The sequence below is a fragment of the Bacillota bacterium genome, from assembly GCA_024653485.1.
In the GTDB taxonomy this organism is placed as follows: Bacteria; Bacillota; SHA-98; order UBA4971; family UBA4971; genus UBA6256.
Genome location: JANLFY010000007.1, coordinates 15973 through 31534, shown reverse-complemented (window position 1 = coordinate 31534; position 15562 = coordinate 15973). Strand labels below are relative to the sequence as shown.

Annotated in this window: 11 protein-coding genes; 2 read left to right on the top strand and 9 right to left on the bottom strand. The window is 63.4% G+C overall.

Translation table 11 applies throughout. The features are described 5' to 3' along the window. Positions 1–3: 3 nt before the first annotated feature. From NUW12_07020 to NUW12_06995, 6 genes are all read right to left on the bottom strand, one after another. Positions 4–1632, bottom strand: a complete 1629-nt coding sequence (locus NUW12_07020) for a CehA/McbA family metallohydrolase (protein ID MCR4402522.1) — start codon at positions 1630–1632, stop codon at positions 4–6. A 104-nt stretch (positions 1633–1736) separates the two neighbouring features. Beyond that, positions 1737–2858: an ABC transporter ATP-binding protein gene (locus NUW12_07015; GenBank protein MCR4402521.1), complete on the bottom strand. Its 1122-nt coding sequence runs from the start codon at positions 2856–2858 to the stop codon at positions 1737–1739. A gap of 11 nt (positions 2859–2869) precedes the next feature. After that, positions 2870–3673: a carbohydrate ABC transporter permease gene (locus NUW12_07010; protein MCR4402520.1), complete on the bottom strand. Its 804-nt coding sequence runs from the start codon at positions 3671–3673 to the stop codon at positions 2870–2872. Positions 3674–3675: 2 nt separating this feature from the next. After that, positions 3676–4560: a sugar ABC transporter permease gene (locus NUW12_07005; GenBank protein MCR4402519.1), complete on the bottom strand. Its 885-nt coding sequence runs from the start codon at positions 4558–4560 to the stop codon at positions 3676–3678. A gap of 240 nt (positions 4561–4800) precedes the next feature. After that, positions 4801–6162: an extracellular solute-binding protein gene (locus NUW12_07000; GenBank protein ID MCR4402518.1), complete on the bottom strand. Its 1362-nt coding sequence runs from the start codon at positions 6160–6162 to the stop codon at positions 4801–4803. Between the two features lie 503 nt (positions 6163–6665). Next, the gene (locus NUW12_06995) at positions 6666–7970 is read right to left on the bottom strand and encodes an ROK family protein (GenBank protein ID MCR4402517.1); all 1305 of its coding nucleotides are present in this window, start codon (positions 7968–7970) and stop codon (positions 6666–6668) included. Positions 7971–8417: 447 nt separating this feature from the next. Here NUW12_06995 and NUW12_06990 point away from each other — a divergent pair, with 447 nt between their 5' ends. Together NUW12_06990 and NUW12_06985 are read left to right on the top strand one after the other, a co-directional pair. After that, a complete protein-coding gene (locus tag NUW12_06990; protein MCR4402516.1) occupies positions 8418–9428 on the top strand; it encodes a P1 family peptidase in 1011 nt (336 codons plus the stop codon). Between the two features lie 485 nt (positions 9429–9913). Then, complete coding sequence (locus tag NUW12_06985; GenBank protein MCR4402515.1) at positions 9914–10471, top strand: ECF transporter S component; 558 nt, start codon at positions 9914–9916, stop codon at positions 10469–10471. A 61-nt stretch (positions 10472–10532) separates the two neighbouring features. On the opposite strand, the gene NUW12_06980 is transcribed toward NUW12_06985, so the two are convergent. From NUW12_06980 to NUW12_06970, 3 genes are all read right to left on the bottom strand, one after another. Continuing rightward, positions 10533–12089, bottom strand: a complete 1557-nt coding sequence (locus NUW12_06980; protein MCR4402514.1) for a sigma-54 dependent transcriptional regulator — start codon at positions 12087–12089, stop codon at positions 10533–10535. Positions 12090–12239: 150 nt separating this feature from the next. Beyond that, complete coding sequence (locus NUW12_06975; protein ID MCR4402513.1) at positions 12240–13193, bottom strand: substrate-binding domain-containing protein; 954 nt, start codon at positions 13191–13193, stop codon at positions 12240–12242. A 92-nt stretch (positions 13194–13285) separates the two neighbouring features. Then, positions 13286–15316, bottom strand: a complete 2031-nt coding sequence (locus tag NUW12_06970; GenBank protein MCR4402512.1) for an ATP-binding protein — start codon at positions 15314–15316, stop codon at positions 13286–13288. Positions 15317–15562 lie beyond the last annotated feature (246 nt).

Here is a 15562-nt window from a genome sequence, read left to right as displayed (position 1 = left end):
GCCTCAATGTGCTTCACTCGAAATCACCTCGACGAATATGGGGTTCGTGAGAGCGATGAAATGAGGACCCGGGAGCCTGGACTTGCCGTCCACGAGGATCTCGCACCGATACCAAGCGTCGCCGACCGTCGTGTCCTCGAACTCGATGGGCTCAGCGCTGCCGTCGCAGTCGCGGGCGCCGTCGCAGTCGCCCCTGCCGCCGCGATCGCCGCGGTCGCCACTACAGCGAACCTGCGAGGTGAACACCGCATGTGCCCCGTGCTCCCTCGTGCCCTTGACGACGCGGGCCAGGAGGTCGCCCCATCGTGCGCTCTTCCTAAGCTCGCCCGCTGGGTCTGCAAGCTCAACCCGCAGTGCTAATCTCGCGCCGCTCGGGATCCGAGCGCGATCGCCCGGGAGAAAGCGCCCGCCATCGCCGGAAACGGTCAATGAGAAGTTCAGGCGCGGACCGGAACTAATGTACACTCGGCCGCTCCTCAAACCTTCGAGCACGTCGCGCACCGTAAGTGACCGGGCCCACACGTATGTGTCTGCGGTCTCCCTTTCGAAGAGCTGCTCCCGCTTGTGGGCGTCGCGCGCCGCCACGCCCGTCACGCGATAGCCTTTGCACAGGAGATCGTCCCACCAGCGCATCGCCGGGACATTCCACATGACGTGGCTCGTCCAAGGGCCCGACCACACTTCCATGAGATCCACGAGTCCCGGGTCGGTGTCCTCGTACTCCCACTCACACCCCGCGCACACCGGATAGCCCACGCTGAAGGGATGGGCGACCGAAAAGAGCCCCCCGAGCCTGCGGACTTCTCTCGCCTGCCGATTCAGGCCGTCGCCCTTAGACGCATCGTGCCACGGTATGAACTCGCACACACCGAGGGCGACCGCGTGACCGTAGAAAGTGGTGAGCTCCATGCCGGGGATGACGATCGGCTTGGCAGCCGAATCGCTTGCCGAACCGAGCTCCGCCAACCCGCTCACCGTATTGTGGTCGGTGATCGCGATGAAATCAAGCCCGGCTTCGCGCGCAGCCTCAACCAGCCCTGCCGGGGTGAGCGCGCCGTCGCTGTGGTTCGTGTGGGCGTGGAGCTCCCCGCGGAGCCAGAGTCCGTCGGAGACCGCGCACCTCACGCCTATCTCGAAAGAACACACGTCTGTCACGACAGCGTGACATTCCAGAACGATGGTCCACCGGCCTGGCGGAACGTCGCCCGCCACGAAGCCCCGTGTGGCGCTCACCTCGCCGATCCTCACCCATTCCCCGAAGTGCTGAGGGGAGTCCCACCGTCCGCGGAAATGGTCTTGTGAGTCGAAGATCGCGAGGTTGAGGAGGTTTTGAAGGGGCTGGACGCGCGTGCACGCCCCGTCAACGAATCGCTCGAAGAAGGCAAGGAGGTCTTGATCGCCCACACGCTCGAGTTTCCCACGGTAGCGATCGATTTCCGCCGCCCATCGCCGTCTGAAGTCCCGCGGCCCCAAAGCACCCCGCTCGTCCTCGCGACGCGGGCTGTACACGAGCATGACGAAGACGTCCGTGGCGCCGGGCGGGACGAAGAAGTCAAACCTCCTGAGGCTGCGCGAGTCGTCCCTGGTCAGGACCCCGGAATAGACTTGTGAATACCCTGTACCGACGTTCATCGTGCTAGATCACCATCCTACGAGTAGGCCGTAGAGAGCACGGCTCGGAGGCTTTCAAGCGCCGAAACGCGGATTGCCTGAGTCGCGCGCCCCCGTCTCACGCCTCAGCATGGAATTCGCTCGCCTCTGGCGTCGAACAGGCGCATTCTTCGCGCATTGGGGGTAAGCCGCACCCGGCGCCCAGGGAGGACGTCGAGGTCTTCGAACCTCTTGACCTTCACTGTGCCTGCGCGTGTCCTAACGCTCACGAGTGTCTCGTAGCCGAGAGGCTCCACCACGAACACTTCGCCCGCGATCCCCTGACGCAGCTGACGGGGCTCCCCGTCCGGCTCGCTCTCTTCCGCTTCGAGGTCGATGGCGAGGTCCTCAGGCCGGATCCCGAGGATGACCTCGCTTCCGGGCACGAGGCGATCCAGGGCGGGCTGAGCGTCCGCTAGCGGCACGCTGGAGCCGTCCACTACGACGGCCGGCTTTCCGTCTACCAGCTGGTACGTGCCCCGGATGAGGTTCATCGGTGGGTTTCCAAGAAACTCGGCCACGAACGTGTTGGCGGGATGTCTGTACACTTCGAGGGGCGGTCCGACCTGGACGACCTTCCCCCTGTCCATGACGGCGATCCGATCGGACATCGCCATTGCTTCGGACTGATCATGGGTAACGTACACCGTGGTTATTCCCAGGGTTTCCCGGAGGTGCTTCAGGAACGTCCTTGCGTCGGTCCTGAGCTTCGCATCGAGATTAGACAGGGGCTCGTCGAAGAGGAACACGTTCGGTTCGTGCACTATCGCTCTTGCGAGCGCGGCCCTTTGCTGCTGGCCACCGCTTATCTCAGCAGGCCTTCGCTGCACTAGGTCCGCGATCGCCAGGCTGCGGGCGACCTCCATCGTGCGCTCTTCGATCTCCTTGCGGGGTTTGTTGCGGATTCGCAAGGGGTAGCCGATGTTCTCCGCCACCGTCATGTGCGGGTACAGAGCGTAGTTCTGGAAAACCATCGCCACGTTGCGCGCCTTGGGGGGAAGGTCAGTCACATCCCGATCACCGATGAAAACCTTTCCTGACGTCGGCCTTTCGAGGCCGGCGATCATTCTGAGCGTGGTGGTCTTCCCGCACCCGGACGGCCCGAGGAGGGTGAAGAACTCACCGTCCTCAATAGCGATCGTGACGTCGCTCACGGCGTCGACCCTGTCGAACGTCTTCGATACGTTGACGAGGCGAACCTCGGCCATAGAGACTCCCCCTAGCTCTTGATGCCCCCGTAGAATCTGAACCCGAACTTCCGGTTCACTATGATGTACAGAGTCACCACGGGGATCGTGTAAATGAATGAGTAAGCCGCGATGAGCCCGAGAATCGGAATTCCGACCTCGTTGAAGAAAGAGTATATCGCAACCGACGCGGGGGCCTTGGACGGTGACCGCAGAAGGATGAACGGAACCAAGAAGTTGCTCCAGGTATTCACGAAGATCAGCACTGCGATGACGGCCATACCCGGCCTGCACAGGGGGAAGGCTATGTTCGCGAGCACCTGGGCCGGCGTGCTCCCGTCTACGAGGGCCGCTTCCTCGTACGAACGCGGAATCGAGTCCACGAAGTCCTTCATGATGAACATGTTGGTTGGAAGAAGGCCCCCCACATACACGAGTATGACTCCGAGGTGTGTGTCGAGAAGGCCAAGCGACTGCATGAGCACGTAGAGAGGCACCATGGCTGACACGCCCGAGACCACGCTCGAAAGAAGGATCAGGATGTAGAGTATGGTCTCTCGGCCCCGGAAACACGCCCGTGAGAAGGCGTAAGCCGCCATCGTCGCCGCGATGGTGGCGACGAGCATCGTGGATGTGGACAGAACCAGGCTGTTCTTGAGGCCGGTGACTGCCGCGGGGTTCTTGAACACGCCGTAGAAGTTCTCCAACGTCGGCTTGGTGAGCGAAAGCGCCAGGGAAGGCTTGGCGTTGAAGGGCGCCGTGACGAGCCACATGATTGGCAAAGCGAACGCCGCGGCCAGTGCCATGAGAGCGACTGCGGAAAGCACTCTCCTCACGGTCACGCCCTCCTTGCCCGCGCCAGCCTCATGTACACCGTGGCGAGGGCGAAATTGATGAGCAATATCAAGGTGGAAATGGCGCTGCCGTACCCGAGCTTGAAATACTTGAACGCGTTGCGATAGGTGTATATGGACACGAGCTCGGTCTTGAACGCGGGCCCGCCCCCGGTCAGAAGGAACGGAGTGAACACGTTGAAGGTCCAAATGGTGACCAGGACTGCCCCGGTTACGATGTGAGGGCGTATGAGCGGCAAGATGATGTCCCGGAACTTCCTCCAACCTGAAGCGCCGATCACGTCGGCCGTCTCTATATAGGACGGTGGGATGGTCTGGAGAGCCGCCCCGAAAAGAAGCATTGAGAACGCCGTTCCCCTCCAGGCATTGAAGAGGACTATCGACAGCACCGGATGCTCGAAGAACCAGTTGACCGGCCTGAGACCTACGGCACTCCGTATCGAGTTGAGGAGGCCGAAGTCACTATCGAGGAAAGCGACCCAGAGGTAGGCTACCACGACCTCAGGGATGATCCAGGCCAGGATCACGACGCTCGAGGCGATGTCTCTGAGGATGCCCCTTCTGCCGTGCAAGAGGAGCGCCAGGGCGAGCCCCAGACCCATCTGTCCTACGATGGCGGATCCTAACACGAACTGCAGCGTTATCCACAGCGAGCTTCGAAAGAGGGGATCGCGCAGGATGGCTGCGAAGTTCGCGAGCCAGACGACCTTCGGCTCTATGGCCGCCCGCCCTGTGAGAGTGAGGTTCGTGAGGCCGATGTATATCGCCCAGAAGGCCGGGAACGCGAGAAACACTCCAACGAAGACCAAGGCCGGAGACATGAACGCCATCGCGGTCCGGCGCGATATGATGGGGTTGTCATGCTGCACTCTAGGGCTCCCCTTTCGGTTCAACGCAGTGCCAAGCGCACAGGCGCGCGAGACGAAGGCGCGAGAGACGGGACGGCTCGCATCGTTGTGAGACATCCCGACCCCACCCGACCCGGCCGGACTGACTGAGCGGACCTGACGGACCGAGTCGACCGAACCGACCGGTTCGGCGCGCCCGCCGGGCGGTGGCCGGCCCGTAAGCAGCGGCGACCGCCCGGCGTCGCGTCGCGTGCGCGGACGCTACTTCTTGATCTCGACGTTCGCTTCGCCCACGATCTCCGTCATGGCCTTCGCGTAGGCGTCGAGAGCTTGCTCGGGAGTCATCTGCCCCGTCACCACCCGCTCCGTCAGGAGCTGCACCTGATAGGACACCTGAGGATAGGCGGGCTGTCCGGGACGGTACGTCGTGTAGGGAACGAGCTTCTTCGTGGTCTCCGAGATGAACTCATTGGCCTTGACCTCGGGCATGTCGGCAAGATCCTTCCTGGCCGGTATGCCCGGTTTCAGCTTCCAGTAGGCCACCCGCGCCTGGGCGGAGTTCAGCTTCGCCAGGAGCTTGAATGCAAGGTCGGGGTGCTTCGTGTTGGGATTCACCACCCAGCCCGTCCCGCCTGACACGGACGCGAAAGCGGGAGCCCCGGGCTTGCCACTGCCGGGGAATGCGGCCCACCCGATCCTGGTGTCGCGGTCCGGGATGGCCCACGCGCCGTTTGGCGCGATGACCGACGACCACATCCAAGTGCCCTCGACGTACATCGCTATCTTCTCGGTGGAGTACAGCGCGAACGACTTGTCGCGAGCCTTCGGCGATACCTGCAGCATGGCATCGCCGAGTTTTTCGTCTACATAGATGGTCTTGTAGAGCTTGAGAGCGTCCAGCAGCTCAGGGCTCTTCACGATCCACTTTCCGGTGTCCCAGTTGTATATCCATCCGCCCGCCGAGCAGAGGGCCATGTAGAAGCCTTGCATGCTCGTGGCCTCGCCCATCTCCACCCCCGCGTTAAGCTGGATGGGAGTCACGCCCGGCAGCTTCTGCTTAATGGTTCGGCAAGCCTGGAGGAGCTCCTCCCAGTTCTTGGGCTGCCACGGAACCGGGATACCGGCTTTCTTGAATAGCTCCTTGTTGTAATAGATCATCCGCACGTCGGTCCCGGCCATGACCAGGTAAGTCTTGCCCTGGTACGAGCCCATCGCCTTCATGGTGTCGAAGTACTGGCTCCAGTCGGGCCACGTCTTGAGGTAGGAGTCCAAGGGCAGGAGGAACTTGGCCTCGGCGAACTCCGGCACCCAGAAATGGTCGAACGCGATGACGTCAGGACCGCCTCCGCCCTTGATGTCCAAAGCGAGCCTGGCTTTGTAATCTTCGTCGTTGATTCCAGACGGCACGAACTCCACGCGCACATCCTGGCCTTGGGCCTTCATCTCGCTCTCAAACTCGGGGATCATCTTCTCGATCCACTCGGCATCCTGAGTGTTCTTGCCGCCTTTCACGGCGTTCGCCATGATCCGCAGGGTCACCGGCGCGGCTTCGGCTGCCGACAGGCAGAGGAGGAGCACTAAGACACAGGCCAAGGAGACTCTCCGAATCCATGAGGCTTTCATTGGGTTTCCTCCTTCCGTATCGGGTCAATCGGATTGTGTCCCGCACATGGGATCTGGCCAGGTCAATCCCAAAACCGCCTTGACGCATACAGACCACACCACTACTCCGCGTGAGCGCTCTGGAACGGAACACAACAGAAGCCAGGCACCGAGCGCCCCGCGCCTCAAAGCCTGCGCTCCCCTCGCACATTCGGTACCGCTTCACCTTGTCAGGAGAAATACCCCCTCCACTTTGTGAACTGCGCGCTCTCCCCTCCCTTCACCCGAGGAGCCCTGCTTTCAGCGTCCGCGGTCATCCCACGGGCCGTCCGCGGAACGGCGTGCCTCCGCGCTGCGGCACGTGCGCGCCCCTTCGCCAAGGCGAGCCGAGGCCGGGGACTCACGCGTCGACGGCCGCACCCCGTTCGTCGACGACCGTGCACGTTGGTCAGCCGCCGTGCCCCCTTCTCGTCGGCGGCCGCGGCCCTACTCATCGGCCACTGCGCTTGCAACGCCTCGACCCCTCAACCCTCTGAGGTGGCGCGAGACCTGGGCCCATTCGCGAGCTCCGGCACGTATCTCTGGGGATTTTGGAAGAAGCTCTCGATCACTAGCACGGCCGCTCCCCTTGCCACGGCGTCCTCAGAGTGGTGGGACAGGACCACCTTCGTCTTGTCCGCGAACAGCGGGTGGGCCCGCGCGACTAGAGCATTCATGAGAGGCTCCTTCAGCGAGTCGCCCAGCTTGGCTATGGTCCCACCGATCACCACCGCCTCCGGGTTGAAAGTGTTCACGAGGTTGGTGATGCCTATGGCAAGATACTCCGACATTTCGTGGATCTTCTCCGCAACGACAGAGTCGCCGCGCACCGCACGCTTGCATATCTCATCCAGTGTGGGTAGCCCGTCGCCGGCACGGCCCGTCTTCACGTCTTCCTCCAACACCTGTGACGCGAGGCGGGGCACCGACACCAAGGTCTCGAGGCAGCCCCGGCTCCCGCAGAGGCATCTCGGGCCGTTCGGATCGATGCTCATGTGACCGATCTCTCCGGCGATTCCGTGGGTCCCCCGGTAGATGCTCCCGCCGATCATGATGCCGCAGCCGACTCCGTTGCCTACCAAAACGAACAAGAAATCCTTGAAGTCCGTCGCCTCGCCGTACCACTTCTCGTAGAGCGCGGCGACGTTAGCGTCGTTCTCCAGGTACACGGGGACATTGAACTCGCTCTGAATCAGTTCCTTCAGCCTGACCGTTTTCCAGCCAACGACCTGGCCGTCGGACACGATCATGCGCTGCGCGTGGCTGAGAGGAAGGGGGTAGCCGATGCCGATCCCCGCTATGCGAGACTGATCAACGCCGGAGTCGCGGATGATGTCGGTGACGTACTTGACGACCCGCTCCGGGTAGCCGGAGTCCTCGTCCTCGAACGACACTCGCCGGGACATCTTGCGCTGTGGCTTTCCAAGGAGATCCGTAATGAGCAGGTCTACATGGTTGCGGGAGAGGTCGATGCCCATGACCCAGAGGGCCTCACGGTTGATGTCAAGGAGGATCGGCTTGCGCCCAAGGACAGCCTCGCCCTTGGTCGTCTCCCTGACGAGCTGGCAGTGCAACAAGCCGTCGACGATGTCAGTCACGACGGGTTTGCTCAGCCTGCTCAACCGCGCGAGCTCCGCCCTGGAAGTCGGGCCGGCGTCACGGATGAGACGGAGTATGAGCGCCCTGTTGTGATCCCTTGCAGCCTGCGGGCTATGACCTCGCTCCACCAGTGTGCTGTCCCCTTTCACTAGCGCTCGTCCCTTCGCGCTCGAGTTGCATTCAACGTTCAACCATGAGCAACCACGCGCGCTTTGCCGGCTCGCTTCACAGTGTCATTCAGGGTGGCTCGGCGCTCGTCGCTCGGCGAAGCTTGTCGGCACATCTCGATATGGTTAGTTAGTCTACCTAACTAATGTCATACTACGACGCCCCTCGCGTGATTCCTTCCTCTCAACCACAAGTGAACAACAAAAAGATCCCGTGGACCGAAAACCTTGGTCCGGCCGACAAACCGTCGCTTCAGGCGTTTCCTCCCTACCTCTAGTGCCCTCCCCCGCCCTCCCGGGGTTGCAGGAAACCTGACGGCGCCGGCGTATTGCATAGGAAGAGGCTGCCCCGGAAGTGACCTGCAAAGAAGCAGGCTGTGGCGCAGAAGTCGGTCGTGGCCTACGGGTAACGGTCAAGGTAGGGCCACAGCCAAGGCGGAGTCAAGGTGAGAATCGAGGAGGAGTGCGGCTTTGCCCGGCATCACTGACGTGCGAGGAATTCTAGTAGGACATGCGCAGGACGATTCGGCGCTGACAGGATGCACGGCGGTGCTGGCGATGGGCGGCGCCGTGGCGGGCGTGGACGTGCGAGGGTCAGCGCCGGGGACTCGCGAAACCGACCTCATGCGCCCGTGCAACCTGGTCGAGCGGATCCACGCCGTCATGCTGGCCGGGGGCAGCGCCTTCGGCCTCGACGCCGCATGCGGCGCCATGCAGTTCCTCGAGGAGCGCGCTGTCGGATTCGACACAGGCTACGGCGTCGTGCCCATCGTGGGCGCCGCGGTGATATTCGATCTCGACATCGGCGACCCTAAGGTGCGGCCGGACAAGCGCATGGGATACGCGGCGTGCGCAGCGGCGTCCGCGGGTCCGCCGGCCGAGGGGAACTCCGGGGCGGGTCTCGGCGCCACCGTCGGCAAGACACGGGGGGCTCGATGCTCAATGAAGGGGGGCACCGGAACGTGGTCAGTGAGACTGCCGAGGCCCGGCGGTGCTCTTGAGCCCGTCGTGGTCGGCGCGATTGTGGTGGTGAACGCCTTGGGCGACGTGGTGGATCCGGATTCCGCGCGGGTCATAGCGGGTGCGTACGATAGGGACACCCGGCGTTTCCTGCAGCCGGACATTTCGTCGGCTGCCGCGGGTGCCGTAGCCGACGTGTTCCCATCCGGCAACACAACCCTTGCTGTCGTAGCGACGGACGCGCGCCTCGACAAGGAAGGGGCCAACAAGCTGGCCCAGATGGCCCACGACGGCCTCGCGCGCGTGATTCGTCCCATACACACGATGTACGACGGAGACGTGGTATTCGCGTTGTCCACAGGTGACAAACCACTTACGGGTGACAAGGCGACGGATGTCACCGTGCTCGGGGCCGCGGCGGCTGAAGTGGTGGCAGTGTCGGTGCTGCGTGCCGTAGGAGCCGCCACCACCGCAGCCGGAGTGCCCGCAGCTCGAGACGTGGCCTCCGGAGGGCGAGGCTAGGCGCCGCACCTCGCGTCTTCCCGCGGCTTGGAGGAACGTGAGGGCTTGCGCTCCCCCTTCCCCTCCCCCTGTCCCGTCCTCCACCGTGCCCGATTAACACGGCTGCCGTCTGCGACTTGCGGGCACCACATTCGGCCGCGCGGTGCGGCATAGTCATAGTAGTGAGAGCGATGGAAACGGCGATGGCGCTGACGCGATGAAGCGCTCCGACAAAACACAGCGGTTCATGCAGGGTTTTCCCCTGCGTTACGCGAAACCTCAGATCAAGCTTGTTGATAGGTTAGAGACCAGGATCCCATCGGACCTGGAACTCGCGACCGACACATGCTGGGCACATGCCCGACGCGTGCCTCACACCTCGCTGGCACGTGCCCGGCCCGCGCAGGACAGGTGCCCGACAAGCGACCAGACTGCCGGCAGGCGGAGGGCCGGCCCCCCAAAATCGTCCGGCACCCGAGAAGGGGCTGGAACGGAGGTGTCGTATCGTGAAACTTGATACCAGGCAGGTCGTTGTCTCAGGGCTTCTCGTGGCCCTGACCCTCGTCTTGGGCATGACTGGGATGGGCTTCATCCCCGTGCCCACCCCCGCTGGCGCCGCAACTCTGATGCACCTTCCGGTCGAACTCGCGGGAATCCTGGAAGGCCCCATAGTGGGATCGCTCGTGGGTCTCATATTCGGTTTGTTCACCTTGAGATTCTTGGGCGACCCTCGCGTCGTCATTCCCGCCAGACTCCTCATCGGAGTCGTGGCGTACCTCGTGTATCGCGCCTGCGGGAGGAAGGCCTGGGGCATACCCGTGGCTGCCGCAGCTGGTAGCGCCACGAATACCGTGGGCACACTTGGGCTTGCGGTGGCGTTCGGGTACATCCCGCTCTCCGGCAAGCAGGGGGCGCTTGCCATCGCGCTCCTGCAGGGCGTACCCGAGGCCGTGTTCGCCGCGGTCGTCCTCACGCCGATTGTGCTCGCCGTGAACAAGGTCGAACACCGCTGGCCTGCAACAAAGCAGCCGGGCGGCGGGCCGAAGGCCGGCAGCGCCCGGTAGCGCATAGACTCGCACGGGCTAAGCAGCGCAGGCCAAGTACGGAGGCGTCTCAAGGCTCCGCTCAAGGCTCGGACCTCGTGAGCTTATAATCCCTTATCTTCTTGCGAAGCGTGTTGCGGTGCACGCCGAGCACCCAAGCAGCTTTGGATTGATTCCACGAGCACTGTCTCAGCACGCGCAGGATGTGCTCGCGCTCCACCGCTTCAAGCGGCTCACTTGAGGGATGACCGGCGGGGACTTGGGGCGAACCGCCGGTGGCAGACGCTCTCGGGCCGGACTCAAGGCCGTGAGAGGTTCCGCCCGTTCTCCACGGAGCCGGCTGGGTCGGCTGAGCCAGCCGGCTCGACCCAGCTGACCCCTGCGCCGCAGCTGTCGCCCCTCCCCGCGCAGCCTGCCCATGTTCCCCCCTGGTGTCAGAGCCACTGTCGGCAACTTCCTCGGGCAGGTGCTCGGGCATGATGAACGGTCCCTCACCAAGGAGCATCGCCGCTTCGATGGCGTTCTTGAGCTCGCGCACGTTGCCGGGCCAGTCGTATCTCGTGAGGCAGTTCATGGCCTGAGGCGAGACGCCAGCGAACTCCTTCCCGAGTGACACGTTGAACTCCTTGATGAAGTGCTGGACAAGCAGGGGGATGTCCTCTTTCCGCTCGCGCAGGGGCGGCACGTGGATCTGAACCACGTTCAGCCGGTAGTACAGGTCTTCCCGGAAGGCGCCTCTCGCCACTTCAGACTTGAGATTCGCGTTGGTCGCCGCCAGTATCCTCACATCCACCTTGACCGCGCTCTTGCCGCCCACGCGCTCGAATTCCCTTTCTTGGAGCACGCGCAGGAGCTTGACCTGCATCGACGGGCTCATATTACCGATCTCGTCCAAGAAGAGCGTCCCGCCGTCGGCGAGCTCGAAACGACCTGGCTTGCGCGTCTGGGCTCCGGTGAACGCGCCTTTCTCGTAGCCGAAGAGCTCGCTTTCGAGAAGAGGGTCGGGCAGCGCGGCGCAGTTCACCTTCAGGAACGGCCCCGCGCGGCGGGGGCTGTTGCAGTGGATCGCTTTCGCGACGAGCTCCTTCCCGGTCCCGCTCTCCCCGACGATCAGCACGGTCACGTCATGGTTCATGACCCTCCTGATGAGCTCGAATACCGCCCGCATCTTGCCGCTCCTGCCGACGATCTCCTGGAACGCGAGCTCGTCTTCGAGCATGGTCCGGAGGCGCTCGTTTTCCATCTTGAGGCGTTCGTGCGCAAGGGCCTTCTCTATGGTGATGCGCATCTCATCGAGGTCGAAAGGTTTCGAGACGAAATCGTAAGCCCCCTGCTTCACCGCCTCCACAGCGGTCTTGATCGTTCCGTAAGCCGTCATGATGATGACCGGCGTTCGTGGAAGCTCGCTCCGCAGCCGCGGAAGTATCTCGAGCCCACTCATGTCAGGCATTCGGAGATCGAGGAGGACAAGGTGAAACTCGCGCCCTCGCGCGAGCTCCAGCGCGTCCCTGCCGGTGCCCGCCGCGGCCACTTCGTAACCTTCCTCCGAGAGCACGGCCTCGAGCGTCTCCCTAATGCCTTCGTCATCGTCCACGATCAGGACGGAAGTCGCTTTCTTCGCGTCTCCCTTGTCTCTCAAACCCGCCGTCTCCGGAGCCAAAGCCTCACATGCACCTGCCCTTCCCTGCGTCGAACCGGGTCGCTTGAGCGCGTCCCCCGCCCGCGTCTTGGCCGCGCGCACGCGCGCCACACGCGTATGCGCCGCCCACATGGTTCGAACGCACGCGCCTCACCGGCTTCCCAGAGTGTCCGTGGTCACCACCCCGACTCCCACCGCGATGTGGGGCTTCACCGGCAGCCCGTTGAGGTGATCGCGGATCGTCTGAATGGCCAACACTCCTATTTGCCTAGGGTACTGGACCACATCTCCATAGATCTTCGACGCTCGGATGGCCGCCACGGCTTCGGGGGTGCCGTCGTAACCCACCACCACGATGCGCCGCTTCACGCGCGCCGCTTCGATGGCCTGGAGAGCTCCGAGCGCGGAGTCATCGTTTATAGCAAAGACCCCGTCGATGTACGGCATCATCATGAGGACGTCCTCCATGATGGCAGTCGCCCGGCTCCTCTGGCCCCACGCAGGAATGTCCGCCACGATCTGAATTGCCGGGTACTGCTCGAGATAGTCGCGAAACCCGCTGACCCGGTCCATCACCGACGTAATGCTGGGATGGTTTATGATGATGACCTTGCCCGTTCCGCCCAGGGCTCTTGCCATGAGCTGACCGGCGAGCCGGCCTCCTTCGAAATTGTCCGACGCGATATGCGAGACCACGCTCCCGTATCCCGATCGGTTCGCGATGTCCACGGTGAACACCGGGATCGAGGCTCTGTTGGCCTTCACGATACTCTCACCTACAGCAGTCGAGTCGCAAGGGGAGATGATCAGCGCGTCCGGCTTCCTGGAGATTAGCTCCTCGATTTGTCGGGCCTGTTTTGCGGCATCGAACTCGGCGTAAGTGATGTCCAGTTCGAAACCGCACTTGCGCCCCTCCGTGAGGAGACCGTCCTCGAGCTCCTGGTAGAACCCATGCTTGTTCGTCAGAAGCGACGCCGCTATGCGGCGCTTCGCAGGGGCGGGCCCCGCCGCCAAGACATCAGAGCCAGTGACAAGGACGGCCATGACCGCAAGACCGGACATGAGAACCAGAATGCGACTCAATCCGTGCCTTCTGCGCACCACAGCATCCCCTCCCTCGCACCGGCACCCCTGAAGTGCCGGACATCGTTCGAGGATCGCGCTTCAGCCCAACCGTTATCGCGCCACGCGTCGGGTTATGTCATCATGTCATCCGGAGCGGCGCCGCCCACTGCTTGGCCTATTTCGACGGTCGCGCCTTGGGCAGCGGGCAGGAAGACGGAAAAAGCCGTCCCGACCCCGGGCATGCTCTCAACGGTTATCTCTCCACCATGCTCGGATACGACCCGCCTCGCGATGGCAAGGCCTAGACCCGTCCCCCGCTCCCTCGTCGTGAAGAACGGGGTGAAGACCTTGTCGAGCTGGTCCGGCGGGATGCCAACTCCCGTATCACGAAAATCGACCCTCACCCTTCCGTTGGCAACCTGCTCCGAGTCCCCGCAGATGGACGTGGCCACGGCGAGGACCCCGCCGCAAGGCATGGCGTCTATCGCGTTGAGCATTATGTTAAGGAACGCCTGTTGGAGCTTCTCGGGATCAGCGAACACCCTAGGCAGGTTGGGCTGGTAGCGCCGCACGACATCCACTTTCGCCTGTTTCGCCTTCAGACCGACGAGCGACACCATCCGGTCAAGGATCTCGTGGACGTCCACGTACTGCATGTCGCTCTCCCTCGGTTTCGCGAAGCTGAGAAGCCTTTCCACCAGACGGTCCAGCCTGTCAACCTCGCGGACGAGTATTCTCGTGAACTTCCCGAGCGACTCATCCTCCGGAACGCGGTCCTCCAGAAACTGCGAACACGCCTTTATCGCTCCCAGCGGATTACGCACCTCGTGAGCGAGCCCGGCAGAAAGCTCACCCACCGCTGCGAGTTTGGCGGCTTCGTGCACCTGTCGCTGCAACGCCCTCAACTCCGTCACGTCCTCGAAAGTGACGGCCACGCCGAGGGGTTGCTGGCTCCTATCCGACAGCACGCTGGTGCTCGCCACTAGGGTCACTGAAACGCCGCTGATTGGCACCGTGGTCTCGCAGCCGCGCATCGTGCGGCCCTGGGAGAGCGCATCATCGATGAGAGCCACAATCGCAGGAGTCGCTGAAAAGGCCTGGCGGTAGTGCGTGCCGATTACGCTGGTCGCGGCAGGCTCGCGGCCTGCCTGGCCGGGATCGATGCCGGGCTGCGCCGCTGCAGGTGCAGCCTTTGAGCTTCCCGCAGTCGCCCCCGCCAGGAGCTTTCTGGCCGCCGCGTTTGCGACCGTCACCTTGCCGTCCAGGTCAACGGTGATCACACCCGCGGGGATATTCGCGAGGATGTCTTCGGTGTAACTCATCAGCTTCTGGATGGTCTCTGCGCGCGCCTCGATCTCGGCGTTCGCCCTCCGCAGGTTCCCCGTGTACTCCTTGAGACTCCGTGCCATCCGGTTGAACGAGAACGCGAGTCTCCCGATCTCGTCCCCAGAGTCGAGCGCCACCTCCTGGTCGAGGTCCCCCCGGGCGATCATGTCTGCCGCGTGGGCAAGGCGGCCTATGGGCCGCGTGACGGCTCGCGCGAAGAACCAAGCATAAAGGGCGCCGAACACCAAGCCCACCGCGGCGACGGCGAGGGCCTGGCGTGCGGACTGGCTGAGGGCTTCAAACACCCCGGTCGTATCGAGCCCAAGATCGAGCGCGCCGACCACCGAGTCCAGCACGACGAGGGGCACCACCACCCTGAAGACCTGGTCCCCGCCCACATCGCCCTCGGCCCGGCTCATCCCGGATATAGGCCTGCTTCCCACCTGTACGGCGGTGATGGGGCCTGTGAGAGCCTCCTCGACCCACGAGTCAACATCGCGCTTTCCGATGGCCGAGACGTCGGTATGGGCGATGACCACGCCCTTGTCGTCCACTATCTTTAGATACCGGACCCCGCTCGACCGCGAAGATTCCCCCGTAACGCGCCCGAGACCTGAACCTAGGATGATCGCGTTTTCAGCGCTCAGGGCGTAAGAGCGCGCGAGGGCGACCCCGTCGAGCTGCATCTGTTCGATGATGCCCCGCCTGATCATGCCCATGCCGAGCACTGTCACGGCGCAAATGAGCACCGCAAGAAGCGGGATGAGATAGAGGATGATCCTCGTCTGCAGGCTCGTGGCACCGGAGAGCGCCTTCGCGCGGAGCGGCTTCACCACACCGACCGAAGCCCCCCTTGCTTGCTCGCAACTCATTGTTCAGAGTCAAGACCCAGCGTCTATCAGCCGCCGCAGTCCTCGGGGCAAGTCCCCAGCCCAGTAACGCAGAGCGGTCCCCGCTGCGGTTCTTCGACGCCATCGGGGACATTCCTGCCCCGTTGCCGGACGCCAGCGCCCGCCCCCGTCCCCCTGCCGCACACCCCGCAGCACCCCTCTACGATTCACGTTTCGCTGTCCGGGCGCAAC